This window comes from Thiobacillus thiophilus, assembly GCF_055378705.1.
Window position 1 is genome coordinate 3,184,363 of the sequence record NZ_AP042404.1, and the last position, 24,258, is coordinate 3,208,620.

The 24,258-nt window shown below is 60.2% G+C and carries 30 protein-coding genes, 2 tRNA genes and 3 pseudogenes; 18 read left to right on the forward strand and 17 right to left on the reverse strand.

Going from position 1 to position 24,258, the window contains the following annotated elements:
* Positions 1 to 45: 45 nt before the first annotated feature.
* Entirely contained in the window at positions 46 to 570 is a 525-nt protein-coding gene (grpE, locus tag ACZ41T_RS16010) for a nucleotide exchange factor GrpE (RefSeq protein ID WP_464923999.1), read from the reverse strand.
* Between the two features lie 155 nt (positions 571 to 725).
* On the opposite strand from grpE, the gene ACZ41T_RS16015 reads away from it, so the two are divergent.
* From ACZ41T_RS16015 to ACZ41T_RS16040, 6 genes are all read left to right on the forward strand, one after another.
* A tRNA-Ser gene (locus ACZ41T_RS16015) sits at positions 726 to 816 on the forward strand.
* A gap of 30 nt (positions 817 to 846) precedes the next feature.
* The gene (locus tag ACZ41T_RS16020; RefSeq protein ID WP_464922342.1) at positions 847 to 1,596 is read left to right on the forward strand and encodes a glycosyltransferase family 2 protein; all 750 of its coding nucleotides are present in this window, start codon (positions 847 to 849) and stop codon (positions 1,594 to 1,596) included.
* Entirely contained in the window at positions 1,597 to 2,316 is a 720-nt protein-coding gene (locus tag ACZ41T_RS16025) for a TVP38/TMEM64 family protein (RefSeq protein ID WP_464922343.1), read from the forward strand.
* Positions 2,303 to 3,544, forward strand: a complete 1,242-nt coding sequence (locus tag ACZ41T_RS16030; protein ID WP_464922344.1) for an ArnT family glycosyltransferase — start codon at positions 2,303 to 2,305, stop codon at positions 3,542 to 3,544. The genes ACZ41T_RS16025 and ACZ41T_RS16030 overlap by 14 nt, the downstream gene beginning before the upstream one ends.
* 61 nt (positions 3,545 to 3,605) lie before the next feature.
* Positions 3,606 to 4,979 carry an IS1182 family transposase gene (locus ACZ41T_RS16035; RefSeq protein ID WP_464921300.1) on the forward strand — a complete coding sequence of 458 codons (1,374 nt, stop codon included), beginning with the start codon at positions 3,606 to 3,608 and terminating at the stop codon, positions 4,977 to 4,979.
* A gap of 101 nt (positions 4,980 to 5,080) precedes the next feature.
* Entirely contained in the window at positions 5,081 to 5,473 is a 393-nt protein-coding gene (locus ACZ41T_RS16040; protein ID WP_464922345.1) for a hypothetical protein, read from the forward strand.
* 6 nt (positions 5,474 to 5,479) lie between these two features.
* Here the strand turns inward: ACZ41T_RS16040 and hfq are convergent, their stop codons facing one another.
* The 5 genes from hfq to ACZ41T_RS16065 are packed head-to-tail and all read right to left on the reverse strand — an operon-like array spanning position 5,480 to position 7,818.
* A complete protein-coding gene (gene hfq, locus ACZ41T_RS16045) occupies positions 5,480 to 5,722 on the reverse strand; it encodes an RNA chaperone Hfq (RefSeq protein WP_464922346.1) in 243 nt (80 codons plus the stop codon).
* Positions 5,723 to 5,780: 58 nt separating this feature from the next.
* Positions 5,781 to 6,596 carry a peptidylprolyl isomerase gene (locus ACZ41T_RS16050; RefSeq protein ID WP_464922347.1) on the reverse strand — a complete coding sequence of 272 codons (816 nt, stop codon included), beginning with the start codon at positions 6,594 to 6,596 and terminating at the stop codon, positions 5,781 to 5,783.
* 12 nt (positions 6,597 to 6,608) lie between these two features.
* Positions 6,609 to 6,872 (reverse strand): BolA family protein, encoded by a 264-nt coding sequence (locus ACZ41T_RS16055; RefSeq protein ID WP_464922348.1) that lies wholly within the window; start codon positions 6,870 to 6,872, stop codon positions 6,609 to 6,611.
* Positions 6,869 to 7,171, reverse strand: a complete 303-nt coding sequence (locus ACZ41T_RS16060; RefSeq protein WP_464922349.1) for a YciI family protein — start codon at positions 7,169 to 7,171, stop codon at positions 6,869 to 6,871. Before ACZ41T_RS16060 ends, ACZ41T_RS16055 begins: the two co-directional genes overlap by 4 nt.
* The gene (locus ACZ41T_RS16065; RefSeq protein ID WP_464922350.1) at positions 7,171 to 7,818 is read right to left on the reverse strand and encodes a septation protein A; all 648 of its coding nucleotides are present in this window, start codon (positions 7,816 to 7,818) and stop codon (positions 7,171 to 7,173) included. Before ACZ41T_RS16065 ends, ACZ41T_RS16060 begins: the two co-directional genes overlap by 1 nt.
* 120 nt (positions 7,819 to 7,938) lie before the next feature.
* Between ACZ41T_RS16065 and ACZ41T_RS16070 the strand changes: the two genes are divergently transcribed.
* The 6 genes and pseudogenes from ACZ41T_RS16070 to ACZ41T_RS16095 form a co-directional block, all read left to right on the forward strand.
* A complete protein-coding gene (locus ACZ41T_RS16070) occupies positions 7,939 to 8,802 on the forward strand; it encodes a 3',5'-nucleoside bisphosphate phosphatase (protein ID WP_464922351.1) in 864 nt (287 codons plus the stop codon).
* A gap of 24 nt (positions 8,803 to 8,826) precedes the next feature.
* On the forward strand, positions 8,827 to 9,450 hold the full coding sequence (locus ACZ41T_RS16075; protein WP_464922352.1) for an L-threonylcarbamoyladenylate synthase: 624 nt from the start codon (positions 8,827 to 8,829) through the stop codon (positions 9,448 to 9,450).
* A 99-nt stretch (positions 9,451 to 9,549) separates the two neighbouring features.
* Positions 9,550 to 10,254 (forward strand): site-2 protease family protein, encoded by a 705-nt coding sequence (locus tag ACZ41T_RS16080; RefSeq protein ID WP_464922353.1) that lies wholly within the window; start codon positions 9,550 to 9,552, stop codon positions 10,252 to 10,254.
* A gap of 46 nt (positions 10,255 to 10,300) precedes the next feature.
* Positions 10,301 to 11,503, forward strand: coding sequence for a tryptophan--tRNA ligase (locus tag ACZ41T_RS16085; RefSeq protein ID WP_464922354.1), 1,203 nt, complete (start codon positions 10,301 to 10,303; stop codon positions 11,501 to 11,503).
* Positions 11,504 to 11,701: 198 nt separating this feature from the next.
* A pseudogene (locus ACZ41T_RS16090) lies at positions 11,702 to 12,058 on the forward strand (transposase); the annotation flags it as partial.
* A gap of 111 nt (positions 12,059 to 12,169) precedes the next feature.
* Positions 12,170 to 12,355 (forward strand): annotated as a pseudogene (locus ACZ41T_RS16095) (transposase); the annotation flags it as partial.
* A 195-nt stretch (positions 12,356 to 12,550) separates the two neighbouring features.
* Here the strand turns inward: ACZ41T_RS16095 and ACZ41T_RS16100 are convergent.
* On the reverse strand, positions 12,551 to 13,501 hold the full coding sequence (locus ACZ41T_RS16100) for a hypothetical protein (RefSeq protein ID WP_464922355.1): 951 nt from the start codon (positions 13,499 to 13,501) through the stop codon (positions 12,551 to 12,553).
* A 212-nt stretch (positions 13,502 to 13,713) separates the two neighbouring features.
* Here ACZ41T_RS16100 and ACZ41T_RS16105 point away from each other — a divergent pair, with 212 nt between their 5' ends.
* From ACZ41T_RS16105 to ACZ41T_RS16115, 3 genes are read left to right on the forward strand one after another with little or no spacing between them, the layout of a single operon-like run.
* Positions 13,714 to 14,097, forward strand: a complete 384-nt coding sequence (locus ACZ41T_RS16105; protein ID WP_464922356.1) for a DUF2173 family protein — start codon at positions 13,714 to 13,716, stop codon at positions 14,095 to 14,097.
* The gene (locus tag ACZ41T_RS16110) at positions 14,081 to 14,413 is read left to right on the forward strand and encodes a DUF2173 family protein (RefSeq protein WP_464922357.1); all 333 of its coding nucleotides are present in this window, start codon (positions 14,081 to 14,083) and stop codon (positions 14,411 to 14,413) included. The genes ACZ41T_RS16105 and ACZ41T_RS16110 overlap by 17 nt, the downstream gene beginning before the upstream one ends.
* Positions 14,414 to 14,779, forward strand: coding sequence for a DUF2173 family protein (locus tag ACZ41T_RS16115; RefSeq protein ID WP_464922358.1), 366 nt, complete (start codon positions 14,414 to 14,416; stop codon positions 14,777 to 14,779).
* Positions 14,780 to 14,891: 112 nt separating this feature from the next.
* Here the strand turns inward: ACZ41T_RS16115 and ACZ41T_RS16120 are convergent, their stop codons facing one another.
* The 9 genes and pseudogenes from ACZ41T_RS16120 to ypfJ all read right to left on the reverse strand — a co-directional run bounded on the left by ACZ41T_RS16120 (position 14,892) and on the right by ypfJ (position 21,501).
* Positions 14,892 to 15,377, reverse strand: coding sequence for a hypothetical protein (locus ACZ41T_RS16120; RefSeq protein ID WP_464922359.1), 486 nt, complete (start codon positions 15,375 to 15,377; stop codon positions 14,892 to 14,894).
* 89 nt (positions 15,378 to 15,466) lie between these two features.
* On the reverse strand, positions 15,467 to 16,015 hold the full coding sequence (locus ACZ41T_RS16125) for a cytochrome b (RefSeq protein ID WP_464922360.1): 549 nt from the start codon (positions 16,013 to 16,015) through the stop codon (positions 15,467 to 15,469).
* Between the two features lie 122 nt (positions 16,016 to 16,137).
* Positions 16,138 to 16,554 carry a hypothetical protein gene (locus ACZ41T_RS16130; RefSeq protein ID WP_464922361.1) on the reverse strand — a complete coding sequence of 139 codons (417 nt, stop codon included), beginning with the start codon at positions 16,552 to 16,554 and terminating at the stop codon, positions 16,138 to 16,140.
* Between the two features lie 35 nt (positions 16,555 to 16,589).
* On the reverse strand, positions 16,590 to 17,240 hold the full coding sequence (locus ACZ41T_RS16135; protein WP_464922362.1) for a class I SAM-dependent methyltransferase: 651 nt from the start codon (positions 17,238 to 17,240) through the stop codon (positions 16,590 to 16,592).
* A 143-nt stretch (positions 17,241 to 17,383) separates the two neighbouring features.
* Complete coding sequence (locus ACZ41T_RS16140; RefSeq protein WP_464922363.1) at positions 17,384 to 18,265, reverse strand: TauD/TfdA family dioxygenase; 882 nt, start codon at positions 18,263 to 18,265, stop codon at positions 17,384 to 17,386.
* Positions 18,266 to 18,599: 334 nt separating this feature from the next.
* Positions 18,600 to 18,974 carry a hypothetical protein gene (locus tag ACZ41T_RS16145; protein ID WP_464922364.1) on the reverse strand — a complete coding sequence of 125 codons (375 nt, stop codon included), beginning with the start codon at positions 18,972 to 18,974 and terminating at the stop codon, positions 18,600 to 18,602.
* A 229-nt stretch (positions 18,975 to 19,203) separates the two neighbouring features.
* The gene (locus ACZ41T_RS16150; protein WP_464922365.1) at positions 19,204 to 20,052 is read right to left on the reverse strand and encodes a putative RNA methyltransferase; all 849 of its coding nucleotides are present in this window, start codon (positions 20,050 to 20,052) and stop codon (positions 19,204 to 19,206) included.
* 12 nt (positions 20,053 to 20,064) lie between these two features.
* On the reverse strand, positions 20,065 to 20,445 hold the full coding sequence (locus tag ACZ41T_RS16155; protein WP_464922366.1) for a hypothetical protein: 381 nt from the start codon (positions 20,443 to 20,445) through the stop codon (positions 20,065 to 20,067).
* A 208-nt stretch (positions 20,446 to 20,653) separates the two neighbouring features.
* A pseudogene (ypfJ, locus tag ACZ41T_RS16160) lies at positions 20,654 to 21,501 on the reverse strand (KPN_02809 family neutral zinc metallopeptidase).
* 278 nt (positions 21,502 to 21,779) lie between these two features.
* Between ypfJ and ACZ41T_RS16165 the strand changes: the two are divergent.
* On the forward strand, positions 21,780 to 22,136 hold the full coding sequence (locus ACZ41T_RS16165; RefSeq protein WP_464924027.1) for a hypothetical protein: 357 nt from the start codon (positions 21,780 to 21,782) through the stop codon (positions 22,134 to 22,136).
* Positions 22,137 to 22,187: 51 nt separating this feature from the next.
* Here the strand turns inward: ACZ41T_RS16165 and ACZ41T_RS16170 are convergent.
* Positions 22,188 to 22,264 (reverse strand) — tRNA-Arg (locus ACZ41T_RS16170).
* 215 nt (positions 22,265 to 22,479) lie between these two features.
* On the opposite strand from ACZ41T_RS16170, the gene ACZ41T_RS16175 reads away from it, so the two are divergent.
* Both ACZ41T_RS16175 and ACZ41T_RS16180 read left to right on the forward strand, forming a co-directional pair.
* Positions 22,480 to 23,739: a tyrosine-type recombinase/integrase gene (locus ACZ41T_RS16175; protein ID WP_464922367.1), complete on the forward strand. Its 1,260-nt coding sequence runs from the start codon at positions 22,480 to 22,482 to the stop codon at positions 23,737 to 23,739.
* The gene (locus ACZ41T_RS16180) at positions 23,732 to 24,148 is read left to right on the forward strand and encodes a hypothetical protein (RefSeq protein ID WP_464922368.1); all 417 of its coding nucleotides are present in this window, start codon (positions 23,732 to 23,734) and stop codon (positions 24,146 to 24,148) included. Before ACZ41T_RS16175 ends, ACZ41T_RS16180 begins: the two co-directional genes overlap by 8 nt.
* Positions 24,149 to 24,258: the final 110 nt, after the last annotated feature.

Consider the following 24,258-nt stretch of genomic DNA (forward strand, 5'->3'; position numbering starts at 1 on the left):
TAAAGAGATTGAATTGATTTGAATGTGGGGGAGGTCGGTGCTATTTCAAGCGTCCTTGCCCTTGGCGACCATCACCAGTGCCGGCCGCAGCGTGCGCTCGTTGAGGCGGTAGCCCTTTTGCAGCACCGTCACCACCGTGTTCGCAGGTTGATCGGACTCGACTACCTGGATCGCCTGATGCTGGTAAGGATCGAACTTCTCGCCCATTGGATCGATGTCGTGCAAATTGAATTTGCCGAAGGCTGCAGTCAGCTGCTTCAGGGTCAGTTCGACGCCGTCCTTCATATTTTCCACGCTCAGCGACTCGGCCGCCAGCGCGGCTTCCAGGCTGTCCTTCACCGCCAGCAGTTCGTTGGCGAAGTTTTCAACTGCGAACTTGCGCGCCTTGTCGACGTCTTCAGCCGCGCGGCGGCGCATGTTCTCGGTTTCCGCCTTGGCGCGCAGCCAGGCGTCGTGATGCTCGGCAGCCTGGAGTTCGGCCGCTTTCAGCAGCGTTTCCAGGCTCGGCATGATTTCCCTTTCGGGGTGGGTTTCGGCCGTGTTCGTGTCGGTGTTGAGTTCGTCCTGCATGTGGGCTCCCAATTGGTTCACGCGGAAAGTTGGGGGCGAATGGCAGGGTTTCAAGAGGCGAACGTCAATTTCCCTGCGTCGAGATGGGGGAAACGCCTGGAGGCGCCGGCTTCATTTGCCGCGCGCAGGTGCTTCCGGTATGATGCGGCGCTCCCGGAGAGGTGGATGAGCGGTTTAAGTCGCACGCCTGGAAAGCGTGTTTAGGATAATATCCTAACGCGGGTTCGAATCCCGCCCTCTCCGCCACACACATCTATCAACAGCCACGTTTACGCGATGCCGAAATACGCCTACCACGGCAGGCTTTCCGTGGTTGTTCCCGTCAAGAACGAGCAGGATAATGTCGAGCCGCTGGTGCGCGAAATTGCAGCGGCGCTGTCCGGCAACATCACGTTCGAAATCATCTACGTCGACGACGGCAGCACCGATTCCACCCAGGCGCGGTTGCAGGCGCTGAAGACCGGATTCCCGATGCTGCGGGTGATCCGCCACCGCAAATCGTGCGGGCAAAGCCGCGCGGTGACGACCGGGGTGACGGCGGCGCGTTACGAATGGATCGCCACCCTCGATGGCGACGGTCAGAACGATCCGGCCGATATTCCGGCGCTGCTGGCCCAACTGACCAATCCGGCGCAACCCGCCAATCTGGAATTGCTCGCGGGCTGGCGCGCCCGGCGCAACGACACTTTCCTGCGCCGCCTGTCGTCGAAAATCGCCAATGGCGTGCGCTCGCGTATGCTGCGCGACAATACGCCGGACACCGGCTGCGGCCTCAAGCTGTTTGCCCGCGAGACCTTTCTGGCTTTGCCCAACTTCGATCACATGCATCGCTTCCTGCCGGCGCTGGTGATGCGCAATGGCGGCGCCGTGGTGTCGGTTCCGGTCCATCATCGCGCGCGCGCGCGCGGCACCTCCAAATACGGCGTGCACAACCGGCTGTGGGTGGGGATCGTCGATCTGTTCGGCGTCGCCTGGCTGCAGCGGCGGGTGCGCCTGCCGCTGATCGAGCCCGACTCCGATTTCTAAATGAAAGCGCGCGTCATCCTCAAGGGCCTGGCGCTGATGTTGAGCCTGGCCTTGCTGGGCTACCTGTTCAAGACCAGCGATCTGGGCAGCAGCGTCAACGAGGCCTGGATCGACGCGCGGGTGCGCGGCCATGGCGTCAACGGCGCGCTGCTGTTTCTGCTGATGGGCGGGTTGTTCACCGCGATCGGCCTGCCGCGCCAGATCATCGCTTTTCTCGGCGGCTATGCCTTCAGCGTCGGCCTGGGCACGCTGCTGGGCGCGCTCGCCGCTTTGCTGGGCTGCATGTTGAGCTTCGCCTACGCGCGCTTTTTCGGCAAGGGGCTGTTGCGCGCCCGGCTGGGCGAACGCGCCGGGCGCTTCGACCGCTTCATTCACGACCACCCGCTTTCGATGACGGTGCTGATCCGCCTGCTGCCGGTGGGAAGCAACATGCTGACCAATCTGGCGGCGGGCATTTCCAGCATCCGGTCAGTCCATTTCTTCTCAGGTACGCTGCTCGGCTATCTGCCGCAGACGCTGGTGTTTGCGCTGGTCGGCAGCGGCGTTTATATCGCGCCGACCCTGAAACTCGCGCTCGCCATTGGCCTGTTCCTGATCTCGGGCGCGCTGGGCGCCTGGCTTTACCGTCATTTCCGCCACGGCCAGAGCCTTGATGCGCAGATCGATGCCGCGCTTGATGGAGCCCCCCCTTCTGCCCCTGAACCCGATGCAAAATCCTGATTCCTCCGGGCGCGGCTTGCTGCTCAGCCTGCTGCTGCTGGCGGCACTGACCGCGGTGGCACTGTTGACGCGGCCGCTGATTCCTATCGACGAAACGCGCTACGTCAGCGCCGCCTGGGAAATGTGGCTGCGCGGCGATTTCCTGGTGCCGTTCAAGAACGGCGAGCCCTACAGCCACAAGCCGCCTTTCATGTTCTGGATGTTCCACGCAGGCTGGGCGCTGTTCGGCGTCAACGACTGGTGGCCACGCCTGGTGCTGCCGCTGTTTTCTGCCGGTACCTTGCTGCTGACTTATTCGCTCGCCCGTCGCCTGTGGCCGCAGCGCGCCGGCCTTGGCGGGCAGGCTGCACTGATTCTGTCGAGCACACTGTTGTGGATTGTCTTTTCCACCTCAGTCATGTTTGACGTGATGCTGGCGTTCTGGGTATTGCTCGGCATGCACGGCGTGGTGAGTGCCGCCAATGGCAAGCGCCGCGGGTTTGTCATGCTGGGCATCGCGATCGGTATGGGCGTGCTGACCAAGGGCCCGGTCATCCTGCTGAACCTGTTGCCGGTCACGGTGCTGGCGTTGTGGTGGCATCCAGGTCTTAAATGGGGCCGCTGGTTCGGTGGGGTGGGGCTGGCGGTGCTGCTGGGGGCGGCAATCGCCCTGCTGTGGGCGATCCCGGCCGGCATGGCAGGAGGCGAGGCGTATCGCAACGCGATTTTCTGGGGGCAGACCGCCAACCGTATGGTCGAGTCCTTTGCCCACCGGCGGCCGTTCTGGTGGTATCTGCCGCTATTGCCGCTCCTGCTGTTTCCGTGGTTCGTCTGGCCAGAACTGTGGAGGGCGCTGGCGCATCACTGGAGAACCGGGCTGGACCGGGGCACGCGCTTCTGCCTCGCCTGGATGCTGCCAGTGTTCGTCGCGTTTTCCTTCATCAGCGGCAAGCAGCCGCATTATCTGATTCCACTGTTTCCGGCGTTTGCATTGCTGGCGGCGCGCGTGCTGGCAGACCGTTCAGGTTCCCGCGTGGGTTTGCCCGCCCTGCTGGCGGCGGCGCTGGGGGCGGTCTTGATTCTGGCTGCCAGCGGCAGGATTGCGGCAGTCTATGAACAGGTTGCCGTGTTGCCGCCAATGTGGCCGGGTGTGCTGCTGGTGCTGTTGGGCGGGGCGGCCTGGATAGCTGGCCGCCGCGGCGTTTCCCCACTGTTGAACATAACGCTTCTAGCAGCCTGTCGGACTTGAACCCCCAATTCGTCTTCCAATCCGCGATAATCCCGCTATCGAATCCGAGCCCCTCCATCGCATGAGCCGCTTCCGCCCGATCGACCGCAAGACTGCCTACCTGCTGCCGCCCTCGGTCGAAGACTGGCTTCCCCAAGACCACCTGGCGCGTTTCATCGTCGAAGCCATCGAACAACTCGACCTCACCGAACTGACCCGCGTCTATGCCGGGCGCGGCAGCGCCGCCTACCACCCTGAAGTCCTGCTCAGCCTGCTGGTTTACGGCTACGCCACCGCCACCTTCTCCAGCCGCCGCATCGAACGCGCCACCTACGATTCCGTCGCCTTCCGCTACCTCGCCGCAGGCAGCCACCCCGATCACGACACGCTCGCCAGCTTCCGCCGCCGCTTTCTTGAAGAACTCGCCGGCGTGTTCCTGCAAGTGCTCGAACTGGCGAGCGAGATGAAGCTCCTGAAGCTGGGGACAGTCAGCCTCGACGGCACCAAGGTTCACGCCAACGCCTCCCGCCACAGTGCGCTCTCGCACGGCCACATCGTCAAGCTCGAAACCCAACTCAAGGCCGAAGTACAAGACCTGCTGGCGACAGCCGAAGCCGCTGACCAGGCCGACATCCCGGATGGCGTGAATCTGCCCGCAGAAATCAAACGCCGTGAAGACCGGCTGGCCGTCATGGCCGCCGCCAAAGCCAAGATCGAAGCGCGTGCCCGAGCCCGCTTCGAAGCGGAACAAGCGGCTTATGAAACGAAGCTCGCCCAGCGAGCCGCACGCGCAGCGGAATCAGGCAAGAAGCCCAGCGGCAAGCCGCCCCAGCCGCCGACGCCGGAACCCCGTCCGGAAGACCAGATCAATCTCACCGACGAGGAATCCCGCATCATGAAGATTGCCGGCGGCGGCTTTGAGCAGTGCTACAACGCTCAGGCGGCGGTCGATGCGCCGACGATGCTGGTAGTGGCGGCATCACTCACGAATGCGGGCAACGACAAACAGCAGGTTCAGCCGATGCTGGACAAGCTCGGTGCGCTACCCGCCAGCCTGGGCACAGTCGATGCCCTGCTGGCTGACACGGGCTATTGCAGCGCGAACAACATCACCGCTTGCGAAGAAGCTGGAGTTGAACCTTACATTGCCGTCGCCCGCGAAGATCACCATCCCGGCTGGCGCGAGCGTTTCACCGAGCCGCCGCAGTTGGAAGCGGACGCCACGCCGATGCAAAAGATGGCGCATAAACTCAAGACCAAACTGGGGCGGATGCTGTATGCGCTGAGGAAGCAGAGCGTGGAACCGGTGTTTGGCATCATCAAATCGGTGATGGGGTTCAGGCAGTTCTTGCTGCGTGGTTTGGAGAAGGCGAAGGGCGAGTGGACGCTGGTATGTCTGGCGTGGAATTTGAAACGCATGGCCGTGTTGCGCCAGAAATCCGTCCCAAGCGCCTGAAAAGAGCAGAAACCCGTTCAAATTTGATACCGATGCGGCGATGAACGACTAAAAATGCCTAAATATTGTGCAAATACCGTCCCGGCGGGGAAATTGCTGCCGTGCGGGGCTCCAAGTCCGACAGGCTGCTAGGTGCCGGCACGCTGGCATTGATACAACTGGCGGCGATGCGTTCGATCGATCCCCTGTATGACATCAAGCCGATGGCGCAGGCAATCAAACAGGTACAGGATGAAGGGCGGCCGGTGGCGAATGCCGCGAGATACCATGCGCAATACCAGTTCCTTGGCCGTCTGGAAGCGCCGCTGGTCGAATTGCAGGGTGCCGAACTGGCACCCTGGCTGGCCGAGCATCCTGAAGCCTATGCGGTGATTTATCTGAAAAGCAGGCAGGAACTGGATGGGTTCCCGGTCCTTCACAAGCAGGCGTATCGCGGGGGAGTGGCCGTTCTAGTGAACGCGCAGGCGGCGGCCAGGCTGCAGGCCGCCGAATAGGAAAGTTTAAGCCACGACTTCGCGCGGCGGCAGCACGACTTCGCGCGAAGGCGAAATGGTCGAGATGGCGTGCTTGAAAATCATTTGCGCGGCCTGATCCTGGCCTTTAAGCAGTACCACGAACTGGTCGAACGATTCTATCCGCCCCATCAGCTTGATGCCGTTGACAAGAAACACCGACACCGGAATGCGCTCCTTGCGCAGGGTGTTGAGGAAGACGTCTTGCAGTTGATTATGTTCTTTGGCCATGTTCGGCTCCCTGTAGGTGAAGGCGGAGCGGTACTCCGCCTAATTTTTTATTAGCTGATTATTCGATTTTTGCATCGGCGCGCGCAGCCGCGATGGCGTCGCGGACGCGCTGCTGCTGCAATTGCCTGGTGATTTCGCCGCGCACGGCATCCAGCGGCGGAAACTGCGGCTGGCGCGTTTCGTCGAGGCGGATGACGTGGTAGCCGAACTGCGTCTTCACCGGCGCCTTGGTGGTTTCGCCTTTTTTCAGGCTGGCCATGGCGTCGGAGAATTCTTTCACGAATGCGCCCCGATTGGACCAGTCAAGCGCACCACCGTTCTTGGCAGAGCCGGGATCCTGGGAATATTTTTTTGCCAGATCCTCGAATTTGGCCTTCTTGCCGAGGTCGGCAATGATCTTTTTCGCCTCGGCCTCGGTTTTCACCAGAATGTGGCGCGCACGGTATTCCGGCTCGACAGGGCCCGCCTTGGCCTTGTCATAGGTGGCCTGAATTTCGGCATCGGTGACCGGGTGGGCTTTGACGTAGTCTTCCAGATAGGCTTTCGTCAGCTGATCCTTGCGGCGGATATCCAGCGCGGCAGCCAGTTGCGGATTCTTGTCGAGCCCCTTGTCCAGGGCGGCGCGCGACAGCAGTTCCAGGTTGATGAGCGACTCGCGAACGCGAGCGTCGAGCTGCGGGGAATCGGGCTGGCCCTGGGCCATTTCACGCTTGACCAGTTCGCCATACAAGGCAGGGATTTCCTTGCCATTGACCACGGCCAGCGGCTTGCTGGCGTCAACGGCAGGGGCGGTCGTCGCGGGGGCTGGAGTTTGTGCCTGCGCCAGCGGGGCAAGAGCCAGCAGGATCAGGGTTGGGAGTAGGGCAAGTCGCATGTGGATTCCTTATTAAAGTTCTTCAGGGGTTAAGGCGGTAATTGACAGCGCGTGGATATCGCGATGCATCAGCTCGCCCATGGCTTCGTACACCAGCCGGTGGCGAGCGAGGGTAGAGAGATTGTGGAACCTGGGCGACACCAGCGTGAGCCGGAAATGCCCGCCACCGGAGGCGGCACCGGCATGTCCCTTATGCTGGGCACTTTCGTCTTCCAGGGTGAAGGTTTCGGGCTCCAGCGCGGCGAGACGCTGGCGGATCAGATCGGTCGTGCTCATTGCGGGAACACTCTCTTGAAAGGTTTGACGCTGACACTGGCATACACGCCGGCTGCCACGTAGGGGTCGGCGTCGGCCCACGCCTGTGCGCCGGCCAGGGTGTCGAATTCGGCGACGATCAGGCTGCCGGAAAAGCCGGCACTGCCGGGGTCGTTGCCGTCGATACTCGGAAACGGACCGGCCAGCAGCAGACGTCCGGCCTGCTGCAATGCCTGCAGGCGATCGACGTGCGCGGAGCGGGTTGCAAGCCGCTGATTCAGGCTGTCGGGCACATCCTGTCCGACGATGGCGTAAAACATTATTGCTTTTCTTCCTTGTCCAGTTTGGCTTGATCCAGATCGGCTTTATCCAGATATCTGGTCAGCATCATGCTCTGACCAATCACAAACGCCAGCATCAGCCCCAGGCTGCCGAACAGCTTGAAGTTGACCCAGGCATCAGTCGAGAAGTTGAAGGCGACAATCAAATTTGCAAGCCCCATGAAGGCAAAAAATCCACCCCAACTCGCATTCAACCGACCCCAGGCGGGGGCAGGAAGTTCCATCTGTTTGCTCATCAGGCTTTTGATGACGTTGCGGCCAAAGGCCGCAGCGCCAAAAATGACGGCGGAAAAAATCCAGTACAGCACGGTCGGCTTCCACTTGATGAAGCTCTCGTCGTGTAGCCACAGGGTGGCGCCGCCGAACACAACGATGATGCCCAGAGTGACCCAAAGCATGGTGTCGACCTTGCGGCCGCGCAGCTTGACCCAGCCGATCTGTCCGAAGCTGGCGACGATGGCGACCAGGGTGGCGAGGTAGATACCGGGCTTTTCGTCGATGCCGGCCGGCTGTGGCAGGCCGAGACCGGCCATGAAGGTGCGCGTGGCCTCGGTGTTGGCATCGCCCAGCTTGTAGGCGACAAAAAAGATGATGACGGGAAACAGGTCGAACAGCAGTTTTTTCATGGTGCTTTTTTCATTCGGACGGGGCTTCAGCCCGCTGAAATTCGGGCGGGCGCTTATTTTGCTATGATTCTCCCTCCTGACCAAGCGCTTTTGGCCCTGGTCGCCCGATCCCGATCATCGATGCTCAATATCGATCTGCATTGCCATTCCAATGTGTCCGACGGTGTGTTGTCGCCCGCCGACGTGGTCGCCCGCGCCGTGGCCAACGGCGTGGATGCGCTCGCCCTGACCGACCATGACGACGTCGCCGGGATCGCTTCTGCACGGGCGGCGGCAGACGCGGCCGGGATGACGCTGATTCCGGGGGTTGAAATCTCGGTGAGCTGGGGCGGGCAGACCGTGCATATCGTCGGCCTGCGCATCGATCCCGCGCACCCCGAACTAGCCGCCGGCCTGCACGGCATCCGCGTGGGGCGCATCGAACGTGCGCAACGCATGGCGGCGGATCTGGCGCGATCGGGCATCCATGGCGCCTACGACGGTGCATTCGGTTATACCGCCAACAAGGAAATAGTGGGGCGCACGCATTTCGCGCGCTGGTTGGTGGCGCAGGGCCACACCCCCGACCTGCGCACGACATTCAAGCGCTATCTCACACCCGGCAACCCCGGCTACGTCGAGCACGAATGGACCTCGCTGGAAAACGCCGTCGGCTGGATCCGCGCCAGCGGCGGCATGGCGGTGATCGCGCACCCCGGGCGCTACGCCTTTAACGCGCGTGGACTGCACCTGCTGCTGGATGCCTTCCGCGCACTGGGCGGCACGGGCATCGAGGTCATCTCCGGCAGCCATCATCCTTCCGAGTACGGCAAGTTCGCCGACCTGGCGCGCGCGTTCGGGCTCAAGGCCTCGCGCGGGGCCGACTTCCACGCCCCGGACGAGGGCAGCGACATCGGCTGCCTGCCGGCGCTGCCACACTATTGCCGACCGGTGTGGCATGACTGGCCGGAACTGGCGATCCATCTTTCTTCTTCCATGGCCTGAGCCCTTATATCGAACATTAATTTTATGGCGCAATTCTTCAATATCCATGCCGAGAACCCGCAGCCGCGGCTGATCCAGCAGGCGGTCGACATCCTCAAGCGCGGCGGCGTGATCGTCTATCCCACCGACTCGTGCTATGCGCTGGGTTGCCACATCGGCGACAAGGAAGCGGCGATGCGGCTGTTGTCGGTGCGCGGACTCGACACCGGGCACGACCTCACGTTGATCTGCAGGGATTTGTCCGAGCTCGGGCGCTACGCCCAGGTCGACAACACCCAGTTCCGTTTTCTGAAGGCGCACACCCCGGGCGCCTACACCTTCATCCTGCGCGGCACCCGCGAAGTGCCGAAGCGCTTGCTGCACAAGAAGCACGACACCATCGGCCTGCGGGTGCCCGATCATCCCATCGTGCAGGCGCTGCTGGCCGAACTGGGCGAGCCCATTCTGTCGTCCACGCTGCTGCTGGACGGCGAGGACGTGCCGCTGACCGAGCCGTGGGAAATCCGCGAACGCCTGGAGCATCTGGTCGATCTGGTCATCGACGGCGGCGCCTGCGGCCTCACCCCGACCACCGTGGTCGATCTCACCACCGATACGCCCGTCGTGGTGCGCTTCGGCAGGGGCGACACGACGGATTTCGAGGCGTGAGTTGCCCCCGGATTTTCTTCACCCCGACGCCCCACCCGCAAGGAGTGTGCTTGCGGGGGAGCGGACAAATGCGTCGCTGTGAGGCGCCAGGTTAATACGATGGAACTCAGCCTGATCCAGAAAATCGCCATATTCGTGCTGCCGGTCATTTTCGCCATCACCCTGCACGAAGCTGCCCATGGTTATGTCGCACGCCACTTCGGCGACACGACCGCGGCCGCGCTGGGCCGCATCACCCTCAACCCGCTCAAGCATATCGACCCGGTGGGCACCATCCTGGTGCCGCTGGCGATCCTGATTGCCAGCAAGCTTCTGGGTGGTGGCATGATCCTGTTCGGCTGGGCCAAGCCGGTGCCGGTCAATTTTGGCCAGCTGCGCCGTCCCAAGCAGGACATGCTGTGGGTGGCCGCCGCCGGACCCGGGATGAATCTCGTCATGGCGGTGTTCTGGGGGCTGGTGATCCAGCTGGGTCATGCCCTCGGCAGCGGCTTTGCCGGCACGCCGCTGATGCTGATGGGCGCGGCGGGCGTGTTCATTAATGTCATCCTGATGGCCTTGAACCTCATTCCGCTGCCGCCGCTCGACGGCGGTCGCATCGCCGTCAGCCTGTTGCCGGTGAAGCAGGCCATCCAGTTTTCGCGGCTGGAACCCTATGGCCTGTTCATTTTGCTCGGCCTGTTGTTCACCGGCATCCTCGGCATCATCCTGTGGCCGCTCATCGCCCTGTTCATCGGCCTCATCGCACTGGTCACCGGTCTCGAATCCGCGCAACTGATCGGCCTGATCCAGGTCGTGCTGTCCTGACCCGAAACACTCTCGACTCTCCGCTCTTAACTCCCGACTCTAAAAAATGTATTCCGACCGCGTTCTCTCCGGCATGCGCCCCACCGGGCGCCTGCACCTTGGCCACTACCACGGCGTCCTGAAAAACTGGCTGCGCCTGCAGAGCGAATACCAGTGCCTGTTTTTCGTCGCCGACTGGCATGCGCTGACCACGCATTACGATGCGCCGCAGATGATCGAAGAAAATTCGCGCGACATGATCATCGACTGGCTTGCCGCCGGTGTCGATCCGGCGCAGGCGACGCTGTTCGTGCAGTCGCGCGTGATCGAACATGCCGAACTGCATCTGCTACTGTCGATGATGACGCCGCTGGGCTGGCTGGAACGCGTGCCCACCTACAAGGACCAGCAGGAAAAACTCAGCGAGAAGGATCTTTCGACCTACGGCTTCCTCGGCTACCCACTGCTGATGAGCGCCGATATTCTCATCTACCGTGCCAACCGGGTGCCGGTCGGTGAAGACCAGGTCCCGCATATCGAATTCACCCGTGAACTGGTGCGTCGCTTCAACCACATGTACGGGCGCGAGCCGGGCTTCGAGGACAAGGCGCGCGCCGCAGTCAAGAAACTCGGCCCGAAGAAGGCGCGGCTGTACGAGGAATGCCGCGCCGCCTATCAGGAAAAGGGCGACGACGAGGCGCTGGAGTCCGCCAAGGCGTTGCTGAACGATGCGCAGAACCTGTCGATGAACGACCGTGAACGCCTGTTTGGCTACCTCGAGGGCTCCGGCAAGATGATCCTTATCGAGCCCGAGGCGCTGCTCACCGAAGCGTCGAAAATGCCCGGTCTGGACGGCCAGAAGATGTCCAAGTCCTACAACAACACCATTGCGCTGCGTGAAGATCCGGAGATCGTCAGCAAGAAAATCCGTACCATGCCGACCGACCCCGCACGCGTGCGCCGCACCGATCCCGGCAACCCGGCCAAGTGTCCGGTATGGCAGTTTCATCTGGTGTATTCCGACGATGCGACGCGCCAGTGGGTCACCGCCGGCTGCACCAGCGCCGGCATTGGCTGCCTCGACTGCAAGCAGCCGGTGATCGACGCCGTGCTGGCCGAGCTCGCCCCCATCCGCGAACGCGCCGCATACTACGAAGACAACCTCGACCAGGTCCGCAACATCCTCGCCGATGGCTGCGAGAAGGCGCAGGAGCTGGCGCGCGACACGATGCGGGATGTGCGCGAGGCGATGGGGCTGACGTTCGGCTGAGGGATGGGGAAGCAGTAAAAACAAGGAAAATCAGGAGGGGGAGGCATGGCCGTCAAACAACCCGGAAAAGGGGAACCCTTCCTGCATGGGGAGGGGCAGCCAGTCCTTCAGGGAAACACTGATTTATTCCCCACGCTGTGCCTAAATTTGAGCGGTGTCTGTCAGAATTCAGTTGTCCTTCTCACGGGTGATTTTGCGATGCAAACGAGCTTCTCCGAACTGGAATACGCCACCAAGAAGAAACAGACCCGACGTGATCGTTTTCTTGCCGAACTCGAAGCCATCACACCTTGGACTGCACTCGAACAGTGCATCGCCCCCTTCTACCCGAGCGACGGCGGCCCCGGTCGCCCGTCCAAAGGATTGACCCGGATGTTGCGGATGTACATCGCACAGCAATGTTTCGGTTTCTCCGACGAGGGTACGGAAGACGGAAGACGCCATCTACGATAGTCAGGCAATCCGCCGTTTCATCGGCTTGATCTTGCCCGCGACGCCGTGCCTGACGCCACCACCCTGCTGCACTTACGCCACCTGCTCGAACGCCATCAGCTCATCGAGTCCATCTTCAACGCCATTGGCATGTCGCGATGCGTCCCGGTAAACGTCGTGCCCTGGATAAATCGCCCGAGGGCGAACAGCAGGCAGGAATGGCTCGAACAGGCCAAGGTCAGCATTCGCGCCAAAGTCGAGTATCCGTTTCACGTAGTGAAGAATCCGTTTCGTCATCGCAAGACGCGCTATCGGGGACTGGCCAAAAACGCGGCGCAGTTATTCTCGCTGTTTGGCCTGGCGAATCTGATGCTGGCGCGTCGATGGTTGCTTAACCCTCAGGGGCAAGTTGCGTCCTGAAAATGGGAAATGAGCAGAAAATCGCTCAAAACGCACTGTATCGATCGAAAAGCAAACCAACTTGCTGACTTGCTTCGTCAATATCCCGCAGATTTCTCGGGAGTGGTGAGTTGTTCAACGTCTCCCAAACGCTAGCAGCCTGTCGTAATCCGCCGTTTTGACGGCGTTTTTCTCACTTCGACCAGCGGCAAAGGCTTACTGGTTGAAATCGTCGATGCAAGCTTTCAGGGTGTCGACGTTCTTCGTATCCAGGGCGCAGTTGCCCGACCTGGCCGGGCGGGGTTTGCTGCTGTCGCTGCGGCGGCTGGCCGGCGCCTGCCGCTGGGCGCTGCGCGTGGCTTCGCCGGCGTGCAGCGCGGCCAGTTGTTTTTCTGCTGCGTCGAGCTGCTTTTGTTTCTCGGTTGTCGATTTCGAATACTCGGCAAGGGACAACGCCAGCTTTTCCTCTGCTTCGGTTCGCTTGGCCTGCGCTTCATCAAGCGCTTTTTGGGTTTCGGCGCCTGATCTGTCTTTTTCGGCCAGTGCCGCTTCCAGGCGCCGGCTTTCGGTGATCTGCTGGTCGAGCAGACTTTCGAGCACGGAGTAGGACTCGGTTGCGGAGTTCGAATACTCGGCGAGGGCCAACGCCAGCTTTTTCTCCGCTTCGGCACGCCTGGCCTGTTCTTCCTCAAATGTTTTCAGCGTTTTGGCACCGGGCTTGATTTTTTTGACGAGCGCGGCCTCCTGGCGCAGGCTTTCCTCAAGTAGTTGGCCGAGCTGTTTCTGGTACTGGTTGTAGGCGAGGGCGCCGCCTCCGATGCCGCCGGCCAGCATGACGCTGATATAGATCAGGAAAGCGCGCAGGCGACGTCGGGGTTTGGGGGGCTCGACCGCGGCTTCGTCCGGGGGCGCGGTCCTTTTCCTTGCCCCCGGCCGCTCACGCCTCGACCCGGGCCGGTCCTCGTCTTCTCCGGCGTCCTGCGCACCACCGACCTTTTTGCGTAATCCTTGCAGCAACGCAATGTCGGCATCCAGAAAGGCCGCGATTCTGGCGCGCACTCTGGTAAGCAGCGCGCGCCTGGCGTGTGCGGACAGGCTCTCTTCGGCGATCGGTTCTTCGGCCGGCGCGCGCTGGGGGCGGCTCGCGGCAGGGGGCGCTGTATTCAACAAGGTCTCGGATCGGGGATAGTGGTTACTAACGATATCGGCCCGTATGGGGATTAGTTGAATGCATGGCGGTCGCAGGCCGATTCGCCGTCAGCGTCCGGGACGCAAAAGTTTTTTTCTGCGATTCAATGCGGGCTGCCGGCGATCGGAAAAAATAGGCTGATTACTTTCCTATACTCGTTCTTGTGGCTTGAATATTTTGTGGAGGCGTCATGTCAAGAACATCCGAGTTGGTGAAATTGCCCGGCACTGTAGCTGCCGCTCTCTTTTCCAGAAAGGGATTCCTGGAAGGGTTCGAGGGGACATTGACCGAAGCCGAGGCCGAGAAAATGGCGATTCTGGACGCGGCCATTACGCTGACCATGGAAATGCAGGGCCGCCTGCTGGGCCGCATGGTCGATCAATCGGGATGGGATAGCAGTTACGGCTGGATGATGTGGGGGCCTGAGATGTCCTTTGTCGCGATTCACGACAGCGTATGCATCGTACGGGGGCAACAAGTCTCATTCAACCAGGTGATCAAGGCCATGAAGGAGTCGGCCGATGCTGAAATCGTCAAGCCAGGGAAAGGAGAGCCAAATGCCGGCATTGGATGAATTGATGTCTTTACCAGGGGTATACGGTGCGATCGAGTTTTCTTGCATGGGTGAGCTGGGTCAGACGCGCGGCGATCTCGAGCGCGATTTTGCGGAGCTTGTCGCCCAGATGTGCGCCGCCAATATGGCGATTTACCGAATGCAGGCCACCGGATGGACGAAGCTGACGGGCCAGAAAGGGTTTCTGCCCGAGCGCGGGTTTGCCTTCTTGGCCCTGGATCACGTGGTGATGGGCATGAATGGCAATGCGATTCTGGCGCGCAGCAAGGATTTCGATTACGACGCGGCCTACCAGCGCTTCAATGCCACTGCCTGAATGCGGCGCTCGCAAAAGGAGAATTGCACCATGTTGGATTTGCAGAGCCTGTTTGCGCTCAAGGGCGTTGTTGCCGCACTGCGTTTTTATGACGATGGTTCCCTGGCGGAGGCCGCGGGCGATCTGGACCAGATCGACGCGCAACTGGCCGCGGAGTTGTGTTACGCGAATGGACGCATCATGCACCACAACGGCGATGCGCTCGCGACCCTTTCCAGCATCGAGGGCTGGCCGCCTCGGGGCTGGATGATGATGAGCGATGAGTTCTCCATTTGTGCCGTTGCGGAAGTGGCTTGTTTTGTACGCAATCGCGAGGCGTCTTTCAATGATGTGTTTCGCGGCTTGACGGAAATTTCCAGCAAATAAGCGGGCCTGACTGCGACACGAAGGTCGGGCAGCCTATAGCGCCCACTTTGCGGCAAGCGCACGCAACAGCCGGCGTGGGAGATCAGAGAGTGTGCAGCCTGATGCCCAGTTCCTATTTCCCGATATCCCAGCCGGGATACTGGAAATATTCGCCGTAGAGGCGCAAGGACTGCAGCACACCGAAAGCCCCGGCCCGCTGCACCTGCACTTTCGGCGAGACCTGCATCAATTCCGTGCTCTGCGTCAGGTCGGCGAGCACGATGGTATGGAAGGCCGAGTCGGCTTCTTTGCTGAGTTTGCAGTTCTTCACGATGTCGGCAACGTCTTTGTTCACTGCCGCAGCCAGCCGCTGATAATCCTGGACACCGAGACGCTCTTTCTCGATGGCTTCACGGTTTGCGAGCATCGCTTGCCGGATATTGTCCATGCCCTGCCGCAATACTTCGTCGGATGCCCATTTCTGGCTTGGCTTCAACACGGGCACAGCATCCTGCGCTTCATGCTTGTGTTCGTTCGCGTAAACCGGTGCTGCAAGCGACACCATTCCCGTTGCGACACATATGCCGAGGCCTGCCAATCGTAATAGTGCGAGCATCATTTTTCCTTTGTAAAAGCGCGATTATCAACGGGAACCAGCATGGTGCGCAATGCTTAAAGACTCCTTAAGACAAGGCTGAACGTACCGGGTCATTTACGACCGGGAAGCATGCGCGTCAGCGTGTTGTCATGCTTGATGTAGTGATGGTACAAGGCGGCCACTGTATGCAGGCCGATCAGAAAATAGCCTGTCGTCCCCACGAATTCATGCACTTCCTTGATCTGTTTTCCGAGGTCCTTGTTTTCACCGATCAGTGCGGGCAGTTCCAGGCCGAAGAACGGGATCGGCTTTCCGGCAGCACTGAGCATCAGCCAGCCGGTCAGCGGCATGCCGATCATCAGCAGATACAGCGCCAGATGCAACAGCTTGGAAGATAATTGTTGCAGACCCGGCGGTTCCGGCAGGATGGCGGGCGTGGGGCCGGACAGACGCGCCCCCAGCCGCAGCCAGACCAGCACGAACACCAGCATGCCGAGCATGAAGTGCCAGGTCATCAGCATCTCGCGAGAATCACTGCCTTTTTCGAACAGTTCATGCAATTCGACGGCTCCGTACACGGCGACGAACAGCAGCAACATCAGCCAGTGGATGCCGATGGAAAGCGAGCCGTAGCGGCTCGCAGCGTTTTTCAGGTTCATCATCATTTCCTTTTACGTAAAGTTCGACTATCGGCAGACGGCAGCATGGCGCGCAATACTTAACCGCGTGGTTTCATCAGCCGGCACTGGCTTAACCCAAAGGGTTCACCATGCTGGCGCTGTTATTTGGGGGGCTTGTGGCAAATTGGTCCGTCAACCGGATTTTCGGCACTTTGCACAATGGCGGTGGTGATCTCGTGGACCTCGCCGGGTGTGAAATGCTCCAGGAGGCGGCGTGCGATCGCCGGGGGAATACGTACGGCGCGGGTCGTGCCATCTTCCAGCGTCACCGTGATGCCGAATGCGTGATGGCTGACCAGTTCCTCGTCCGCTTCGGCGAGCAGCATCTGTTCGTCCATGATCGAATCGTATTCGTCATCGATGGCGTCCTGCAGATCATTGGCCAGGCCATCCGGCAGCTCGACCACAAAGCCTGCGATCGGGTCCTGCCGTATCGTGCCGGTGACGCCGTGATCCGCCACAAATGCGATGAAGCGGTCGCGCAACGCCTCGTTGAAGAACATGTATTCGAAACCCATTCCGTGACCCTTCTGGTCTTGTTATCAGACAGCTGCTAGGCGCCTGCGCGTTGTGCCGTCATCAAAAATACCGGGTAGTCCTGTGTCCCGGTCTCGCGTGTCTTGGTAATGGTGAACACCGTCTGAAACCGCGCGTCGGCAAGCCCCGCCTGGGCAGTGCGCCGGCCCAGGTCGGCCCGGTCGAAGCCATGGTGCACGTCCACCTCCGGGCCGTGGAAGGAGCCGTCTTCCTGGTCCAGGTCGGCGATGCACAGGGTGCCGCCGGGATTCAGCAGGTCGTGGAAGACGCGCAGGATGTGGTCGGTGTCGGGAACGTGGTGCAGCGTCATCGAGGTAACGATCAGGTCGAAGCGCTGCGCCGGCGGCGGGTCGACGAGCAGGTCCAGCTTCACTGGCGTCATGTTGTCGACCCCTTGCGCGGCGATTTTCCCGGCCACCACTTCGAGCATGCCGCCCGAGCTGTCCGCCATCAGGATCGCGCCGAGTTCGTCCTTGAGCGGAAACGACAGCAGGCCGGTGCCGCAGCCGTAATCGAGGGCACTCATTTGCCGATGCAAGGGCACGCTTTGCCGGATGGCCTGCGCGATTTTTTGCCCGCGTTCCTGGAAGACCGGGTTTTCGTCCCATTGGAGGGCTTTGCCGTCGAAGTGGGCGGCGTCGAGCTTGGTGGGTTGGGTGTTGGTCATGGCAATTTGAAGAAATGACGCCCGAAGGCTGGACTGGCAGGGAGTAAAGCCGGGCCGAACATGAATGTCCGGCCAAAGCGCGAGGGGTCATCGTTTCACAGCCGTTAGCCCGGCTGCAAAAATGGCCTGCCCCGCAAGCCGGGTTATCCGGGATTGACCCGATCATAGAACCTGGCGCGGAAAAGCAGCCGTTTTTTTGCGGCATCGTCGCTGTCCACGAGTCTTTCCCGTGTATGCAGCACGTTGTTCGAAATCAGGCCCATTCCGGATTCCAGCCGCCCTTCAATGGCGTGCGCCGACTCGTCCGAAATCAGGGATTCCAGCACGTGTCCGGCAGCGGCGACATCGCTGTCCCCGGACCAGGCCATGTCCGTTTTCCGGAAGGAAAACCGGTGGCACAAATGGCCGTCGGCGTTCGGCCAGAAAACCTTGCCGCCCCGATTCGGATCGATCTCGCCGGTGGCCGGGTTCCTGTAATTGAAGCAGTCTTTGTTCATCAATACCTCAAGAGCGTCGGGATCCTTGTCCCTGAGCTGAATGTAGAGCATTTCATGGTCCAAAACCTTGTTGCTTCCCCCCTCTACCGCAGGGCGCTTGCACAGCAGGAACAGCGCCTGGATGGTGTTGTCCGATCCGTAATAGGTGGCGTCGGTGTGCCAGTTGCAGTGCCGGGTGGAGAACGGGATAGCCCGGTTCAAAATGCCTGAATCGGTCAGTTCGTCGGACTGCGCGTGTCGGGCGGATTTGTCGGTGTGGCTGACGCCGAGTTGCTTTCCCAGGGCCAGCAGGGAACTCATACCCAGTTCGGCGGATCCTGCCGTGTAAACGCACATGTTGGCCCGTTCCACCGTCTCCAGGATCCTGGCTTTTTCGGCGGGGGTCAGCGCGCTCATGTCGCCGAGTTCAACCACCAGTTCACCGATATTTTTGGGATAGGCTGCCAACTTCTCGTCGCGCCATTTCAGATAGTCTTCATTCGAGCCCAGATCGAATCTGCGAGGGTATTTGACGTTCCAGCGTTTCATGAATCAGGCCTCGGTGAGGATGGGGATATTCAGAGTGAAATATCTTAGACCGAAAAATAAAAAAATTGCCATCTATTTGTTCGCACCGGAATACCGGAATACCGGATTTTGTCCCGCTGACGGGCTTGCTGTCGAAATATAGCAGCGTCGAGCTGGGATGATAAACACTCTGTATTGTTCAAAATCAATCGTCAATCGGGGCGCAATTCCCGCTCATCGGGTGTCATTGCTTGTTCAACACGGGGTTTCGTCTTGGTTGGGGCAGAGGCAATTGCAGAGCGCTGTGCCAATAACAGCGCTTGTGCATCGGCGCCGCGCTGATCGTCCTTCCCGCCTATTGGTGTAAGGCCTTGCACATGCCGTCTGACCAGTCCGAAACAAACGCATGAATCGATTCAACGAATTCGGGATCGGGATGCGTTTTGTCGATGGTGCAGTGAATAATCAAACTCTGGCGCGCTTCATCAAACGTGTTTGTCCAGGCCAGTGCGTGCGGGCAATCGATCAGCGCGTAGCGGACGCCGTTCCTGATTTCTTCACGACGCACTTTGAATGCACCCCAGATGCAGTAAATATCGCCTTCGTTTTCGCCGCCTGGCGTGACTGTGCTGATGGATGCACACAGGTTTGTCAGGTTGCCGATGGTTAAGAGATTCTTGAGGGTGGGGATATCCAGGCCGGCGTGATGAACTTCCCGAAAAAATTCCATGCTGTATTCAATTCCGATTAATTAATGTATCCACCGTGCACCAAAAACGCGCCCGGCGGAACCCGTCGCTCCAGGTCGTGGCAGTTGCCAAGAGGTGGTTACTGCACGTTCATTTTCATTCCTCGACTCGCCACGTAGAACCCTTGATCGGATGCGTCATTCTATCCGCTGCATTCGATCGAGGCAGGCGGCATCGAATGCAGTTCACGATGATGTTCGAAACGGAATACTAGTCCACGTCCCGTACAAAACACGTCAGTCGAACATCCACGCTGAGCGACAGGGCCGCCAGCGCAGCGGCCGCCGCGCGGCCCTCGGCGCTGGCGCGATAAAGATGCGGCGTCATCGCCAGCAGGTCGGCAACCTGCCCGGCATTGGTCAGATCGATCGAGAAGCACACCGTTTCCGTCGGCAAGCGGCGGAATCCTGTCGGAGTTTGCAGGTCGGTTGTGCGTTCCGGCTTCAGGCTGGGGTAGATGATTTTGCGCAGTTCGCGCAGATGATCGGGTCCGGCATCGACCTGAATGAGTCGACCGCCCGACTTCAGCACCCGCACAAACTCCGCATACACAGGGAAGCCGAACATGCACAGCACCCGGTCCAGCGTCCCCGGCAGCACCGGCAGCTTGGCGTTGCTGCCCACCACCCAGCTGGGGCGCTTGTCCTCTTTCGCGGCCGACAGCACCGCCCATTTGGAAATATCCAGCCCCAGCAGCGCCAGCGTTTGTTCATCTCCTGCCGCTGTCGCCAACTCGCGCAGGTAGTAGCCCTCGCCGCAGCCGGCATCGAGACAACTGAAGGTTGCGTCAGCCGGCAGTTCGGTCAGCACCGCCCAGCTTACAGCAGCGGCAATCGGCTGGTAGAAGCCGGCCGCGAGAAACCGCCGCCGCGCCGCGACCATCTCCTTGCTGTCGCCCGGATCGCGCGAGCGCTTGTTTTGCACCGGCAACAGATTCGTATAGCCCTGGCTGGCGATGTCGAAACTGTGGCCGGACGCGCAGGCCCAGGCGGAACCCGTGCAATGCAAGGGCGTACCGTCCAGCGGGCAGGCCAGTGCCTGGAATGGGGTGATGCTCATTGGCTAATGGGTTTACGTCCGGGGCTGCAACGCGTTCTGCATCGCTTGCCCGGTCACTGGGTAGGTCAACACGGCATGGACGGCAAACAGTTCCAGCAGTTTGCCGATATGGGGTTCTTCACGGGGATGCATGAACGCGATCGTCCTCGCCTGCGGCGCAAAGCGTTGCAGGGATCTGGTCGTGACGTCCAGGTTCGAGATGTTTGCGCCGGCGTAATTGTTGCCCCAGCCGTAAATGAATTTCCCCACAAAAAAATCCGGCGGCTGTTTCTGCAACACCCGGAGCAGATTACGGGCAGAGTCGAAATGCTGCGTCGCAATGCCGAGCTTCCGATACAAGGCGCTGAAATCGGGCTGGAAGGGGGACTCGATCAGGGAAAAAAGTGTTTGCATGCTGTTGCCGTTTACCTGTCGCTCATTGACTACGAAAACGGATCTTGCATTGATGCATTGGATTGCAAGACCCCGTTACTGTGCTTGCTCAGGCGAGTATGCGCAGCGCCTTGATCCTGGCCTTGATTTCCGCCAGCTTGGTGAGCGTGATTTGGCACTTGTCTGCCGACTGACGTATTTTCCAGTCGAAGTTTTTGACTTGACGTCCCTATTTTACGGCCTTGAAGGTGTCGCACTGCCCCGGATCGCCGCTTTGCAGGCCGCGGTTGAACCAGTGCATCCGCTGCGCCGACGAGCCGTGGGTGAAGGAATCCGGCACCACGACCCCACGCACCTGCTTCTGCAGGCGGTCGTCGCCCACGCCTGTCGCCGCTGCCAGGGCTTCCTCGACGTCGCCCGGCTCCAGCACCTGCCGCGCCTTGTGGGCGTGGTGCGCCCACACCCCGGCAAAACAGTCGGCCTGCAGCGCCATCCGCACCTGCAACGCGTTGTCCTCTCTTACCTGCCTGCTGGCGCGCAGCGTGCACCTGTTCCGAGATGCCCAGCAGCGTCTGCACATGGTGCCCAACCTCGTGCGCCACCACGTAGGCCTGCGCAAAGTCGCCCGGCGCGCCGTGCCGCTGCGCCAGATCGTTGAAGAAGCGCATGTCCAGGTACAGCTTCTGGTCGGTCGGGCAGTAGAACGGCCCCATCGCCGCCTCGGCGAAGCCGCACGCCGACTCCACCGCGCCAGAGAACAGCACCAGCTTCGGCGGCGAGTAGCGCTGGCCCGAACCCTGGAACAGTGCCCCCCACACGTCTTCCGTGTCCGCCAGCACCACCGACATGAACTCCTTCAGGCGTTCCTCCTCCGGGCTGAACGCGACCGTCTGTTCCTCCTGCGTCGGCACCGGATTACCCGCTTGGTTCAGCACCACCGCCGGATCCACGCCGAAATACAATGCCACCAGTGCCAGGATGATCGCCCCGATGCCGCCGCCGGCCAGACCTTTTCGCCCCACCCACATGCCGCGCCGGTCCTCGATAGTCGCTGCGTCGTCCGTGTTCCCACCGCATGGGGGGTCTCCTTCATTTTGAGGCTGATAACAAACATTCTAGCCCGTGGACACGGCGCCCGAGATCGCCGGCCATGCGCAGCTATGCCAGTCCAGAACTGCTGTTCTCCGAAATCAGCTCCAAGTGCTGGGGTGTGCTGGAAGCCATGAGCGGCGCCGGCGAAATGGGACTGCTTGAACTTGCCGCAGGCTGGTACGTGACTTCAAGTCCGTGCACCGCGATGTGCAGGCCCTGCTGGAGACCGGTCTGCTGGCGAAAACCGGGAGTGGAAAAATTGTGTGCCCATTCAACAAGGTGTGCGTCGATTTCACACTGGCGCAGGCGGCTTGGAATTTGGCTGTATTTTTTGGCGGCGGCGGCGCGGTCGGCGGTTTCGTTCTGCGGCCACGATCATTAATCCGTGGTGTGAGAATCATCTCTCTGGCCACGACACTATCGAGTGCGCGTATTATCTCGCGCCAGATTTGGGCTGGCAGCTCGATTACGCGCATCTGGCCGCCGAGAAAGATGCGCTCCGCCAATCAAAGCCCCGCAACCCTAAAGCAATCAAACTCGGCTGTGAAGAGTTCATGCTGGCTGGGCACGGTACCAAGAGCGGCTATGCGGCTTTGGCCGTAACGATGCTGGTAATGTAGAAAGAAAAAATGGGCAACTTGATTACCCAAGTGCCCACTCTTGATCATATATGGTGCGCCGGAAGAGATTCGAACTCCTGACCCCTTGGTTCGTAGCCAAGTACTCTATCCAGCTGAGCTACCGGCGCTTTGAAGGTTGCGCATTATACGCAGTTTTTACACTTTTTTGCATCGATGGCGGATGCAATGGTTCACCACTTGTTTATTTGGCGGAGACGGAGTCCGCTTCCGCCTAACCTCAAGTTGTCGCACTGTATCTCACAGGCCTTATCTTGTCTAGCATTCCGGCAAATTCATTGCATCATCGCGTCGCACCTTCTATCATCAAAACTCATCTTTATTGATGGGTACGATGATGGGACGAAAAGCCAAAGAATTATCCGCCCTGGAAGTAAATAGGCTGTCCAAGGCCGGTATGTACTTCGTCGGTGGCGTCGACGGCCTGGCCCTTCAGGTGTCCGGCGCAGGTGCGCGCTCGTGGATTCTGCGCAAGATGATCGCGGGCAAACGGCGGGACATGGGCCTGGGGGGCTTCCCGGATGTCACCCTGGCCGGGGCAAGAGAGAAGGCGCGCCAGATTCGCGAATTGGTGGACCAGGGTATTGACCCCATCGAGGACCGCCGCGCCAAGCGCGCCGCCCTGGCGGCAGAACGTGCCAAGGCGATGACATTCTCCCAATGCGTCACCGCTTATCTGGATGCCCATGGCGACAGCTGGAAAAACGCCAAGCATCGTCAGCAGTGGGCCAATACGCTTGATACCTACGCTAACCCCATCATCGGTAACTTGAACGTGGCCGCTGTAGACACCGGCTTGGTGCTGAAAGTGCTGGAGCCGATCTGGAAAACAAAGACCGAAACCGCCAGCCGCTTGCGCGGGCGTATTGAAAACATTTTGTCCTGGGCCGCGGTACGTGGCTACCGGCAAGTCGAGAATCCTGCCCGCTGGAAAGGACACTTGGACAAGCTTCTGGCCTCCCGCTCGAAAATCCAGCAGGTGGCGCACCATGCCGCCTTGCCTTACGCGGAACTGGGGAGCTTCATGGCCGATCTGGCGAAGATGGATGGCATGGGGGCGAGGGCACTTGAATTCGCCATCCTGTGCGCATCCCGCTCGGGTGAAGTGCGCGGCGCCACCTGGAACGAGATTGATCTGAGTGCGGGTGTTTGGAGCATTCCCGCCGAACGCATGAAGGCCAAGCGGGAACATCGTGTTCCCCTGTCCAGCAAGGCTGTTTCACTCCTGAACACGCTGCCGCGCCTAGACGGTACCGAACTGGTATTTCCCGGCACGAGCGGGCAGCTATCCAACATGAGCCTGACCGCTGTTCTGCGCCGCATGAGCCGTGGCGACCTCACCGCGCATGGCTTTCGCTCAACTTTCCGGGACTGGGCAGCTGAGCAAACCGCATATCCATCCGAAGTGGTGGAAATGGCCCTGGCCCACACCATCGGCAACAAGGTGGAAGCAGCATACCGGCGCGGTGACCTGTTCGATAAACGTCGTCGTTTGATGGACGACTGGGCTAAGTATTGCGGGACGGCACGCGGGGTTGTGGGTGAAGTGGTCGCGTTGCGTAAGCAGGGGGCAAGTAATGGATGATCTGGCCAAGCTTGCTAGAAGGATGGGTGGTTGGGAAAAGCTGGCTCGGGTGCTTTATAAAGGACTGCTCCCGCACCAGACGGGGCTGGCGATGCGTCGCACTGCCGCGCGCAAGCAAATAGAAATGGGAAAAATTTTTGAAGGTGTGAAGCGTGGTCGGCCGACCAAACACGATTTTTCCTGGGTGTGCCAGGTGCTTGATGCCTTGGAGCAGTCCAAAATGGAAAAACCGCACGAAAGCACAACTTACCATTGGCAAAAGGTGGCCAGGAAACTGAATCCAGGGCTTTCGCCAAAAAAAGAAGACGCCACAATCAAGACGCTCATGAACATCGTGTCAGAGCACAAAGCTCGAATTCGGCAGGTTGAAAAGTTTTTTCCTGAAGGCAATATCCCGCCTACGGACTGACTTTATCGGGGCCGAATGTTGCGCCTTCAAAACGTGTCAACCCCAACACGAAATAATTATTTACCCATGCGTGCGCCACTGGGCGCGCACTTTGATTCCTGCTAATTCCG

What these genes read in the sequence shown, in the direction of transcription:
- grpE (WP_464923999.1), bottom strand. Translation starts at nt 570, where the DNA reads ATGCAGGACGAACTCAACACCGACACGAACACGGCCGAAACCCACCCC.
- ACZ41T_RS16020 (WP_464922342.1), top strand. Translation starts at nt 847, where the DNA reads ATGCCGAAATACGCCTACCACGGCAGGCTTTCCGTGGTTGTTCCCGTC.
- ACZ41T_RS16025 (WP_464922343.1), top strand. Translation starts at nt 1,597, where the DNA reads ATGAAAGCGCGCGTCATCCTCAAGGGCCTGGCGCTGATGTTGAGCCTG.
- ACZ41T_RS16030 (WP_464922344.1), top strand. Translation starts at nt 2,303, where the DNA reads ATGCAAAATCCTGATTCCTCCGGGCGCGGCTTGCTGCTCAGCCTGCTG.
- ACZ41T_RS16035 (WP_464921300.1), top strand. Translation starts at nt 3,606, where the DNA reads ATGAGCCGCTTCCGCCCGATCGACCGCAAGACTGCCTACCTGCTGCCG.
- hfq (WP_464922346.1), bottom strand. Translation starts at nt 5,722, where the DNA reads ATGGCCAAAGAACATAATCAACTGCAAGACGTCTTCCTCAACACCCTG.
- ACZ41T_RS16050 (WP_464922347.1), bottom strand. Translation starts at nt 6,596, where the DNA reads ATGCGACTTGCCCTACTCCCAACCCTGATCCTGCTGGCTCTTGCCCCG.
- ACZ41T_RS16055 (WP_464922348.1), bottom strand. Translation starts at nt 6,872, where the DNA reads ATGAGCACGACCGATCTGATCCGCCAGCGTCTCGCCGCGCTGGAGCCC.
- ACZ41T_RS16060 (WP_464922349.1), bottom strand. Translation starts at nt 7,171, where the DNA reads ATGTTTTACGCCATCGTCGGACAGGATGTGCCCGACAGCCTGAATCAG.
- ACZ41T_RS16065 (WP_464922350.1), bottom strand. Translation starts at nt 7,818, where the DNA reads ATGAAAAAACTGCTGTTCGACCTGTTTCCCGTCATCATCTTTTTTGTC.
- ACZ41T_RS16070 (WP_464922351.1), top strand. Translation starts at nt 7,939, where the DNA reads ATGCTCAATATCGATCTGCATTGCCATTCCAATGTGTCCGACGGTGTG.
- ACZ41T_RS16075 (WP_464922352.1), top strand. Translation starts at nt 8,827, where the DNA reads ATGGCGCAATTCTTCAATATCCATGCCGAGAACCCGCAGCCGCGGCTG.
- ACZ41T_RS16080 (WP_464922353.1), top strand. Translation starts at nt 9,550, where the DNA reads ATGGAACTCAGCCTGATCCAGAAAATCGCCATATTCGTGCTGCCGGTC.
- ACZ41T_RS16085 (WP_464922354.1), top strand. Translation starts at nt 10,301, where the DNA reads ATGTATTCCGACCGCGTTCTCTCCGGCATGCGCCCCACCGGGCGCCTG.
- ACZ41T_RS16105 (WP_464922356.1), top strand. Translation starts at nt 13,714, where the DNA reads ATGTCAAGAACATCCGAGTTGGTGAAATTGCCCGGCACTGTAGCTGCC.
- ACZ41T_RS16110 (WP_464922357.1), top strand. Translation starts at nt 14,081, where the DNA reads ATGCCGGCATTGGATGAATTGATGTCTTTACCAGGGGTATACGGTGCG.
- ACZ41T_RS16115 (WP_464922358.1), top strand. Translation starts at nt 14,414, where the DNA reads ATGCGGCGCTCGCAAAAGGAGAATTGCACCATGTTGGATTTGCAGAGC.
- ACZ41T_RS16120 (WP_464922359.1), bottom strand. Translation starts at nt 15,377, where the DNA reads ATGATGCTCGCACTATTACGATTGGCAGGCCTCGGCATATGTGTCGCA.
- ACZ41T_RS16125 (WP_464922360.1), bottom strand. Translation starts at nt 16,015, where the DNA reads ATGAACCTGAAAAACGCTGCGAGCCGCTACGGCTCGCTTTCCATCGGC.
- ACZ41T_RS16130 (WP_464922361.1), bottom strand. Translation starts at nt 16,554, where the DNA reads ATGGGTTTCGAATACATGTTCTTCAACGAGGCGTTGCGCGACCGCTTC.
- ACZ41T_RS16135 (WP_464922362.1), bottom strand. Translation starts at nt 17,240, where the DNA reads ATGACCAACACCCAACCCACCAAGCTCGACGCCGCCCACTTCGACGGC.
- ACZ41T_RS16140 (WP_464922363.1), bottom strand. Translation starts at nt 18,265, where the DNA reads ATGAAACGCTGGAACGTCAAATACCCTCGCAGATTCGATCTGGGCTCG.
- ACZ41T_RS16145 (WP_464922364.1), bottom strand. Translation starts at nt 18,974, where the DNA reads ATGGAATTTTTTCGGGAAGTTCATCACGCCGGCCTGGATATCCCCACC.
- ACZ41T_RS16150 (WP_464922365.1), bottom strand. Translation starts at nt 20,052, where the DNA reads ATGAGCATCACCCCATTCCAGGCACTGGCCTGCCCGCTGGACGGTACG.
- ACZ41T_RS16155 (WP_464922366.1), bottom strand. Translation starts at nt 20,445, where the DNA reads ATGCAAACACTTTTTTCCCTGATCGAGTCCCCCTTCCAGCCCGATTTC.
- ACZ41T_RS16175 (WP_464922367.1), top strand. Translation starts at nt 22,480, where the DNA reads ATGGGTACGATGATGGGACGAAAAGCCAAAGAATTATCCGCCCTGGAA.
- ACZ41T_RS16180 (WP_464922368.1), top strand. Translation starts at nt 23,732, where the DNA reads ATGGATGATCTGGCCAAGCTTGCTAGAAGGATGGGTGGTTGGGAAAAG.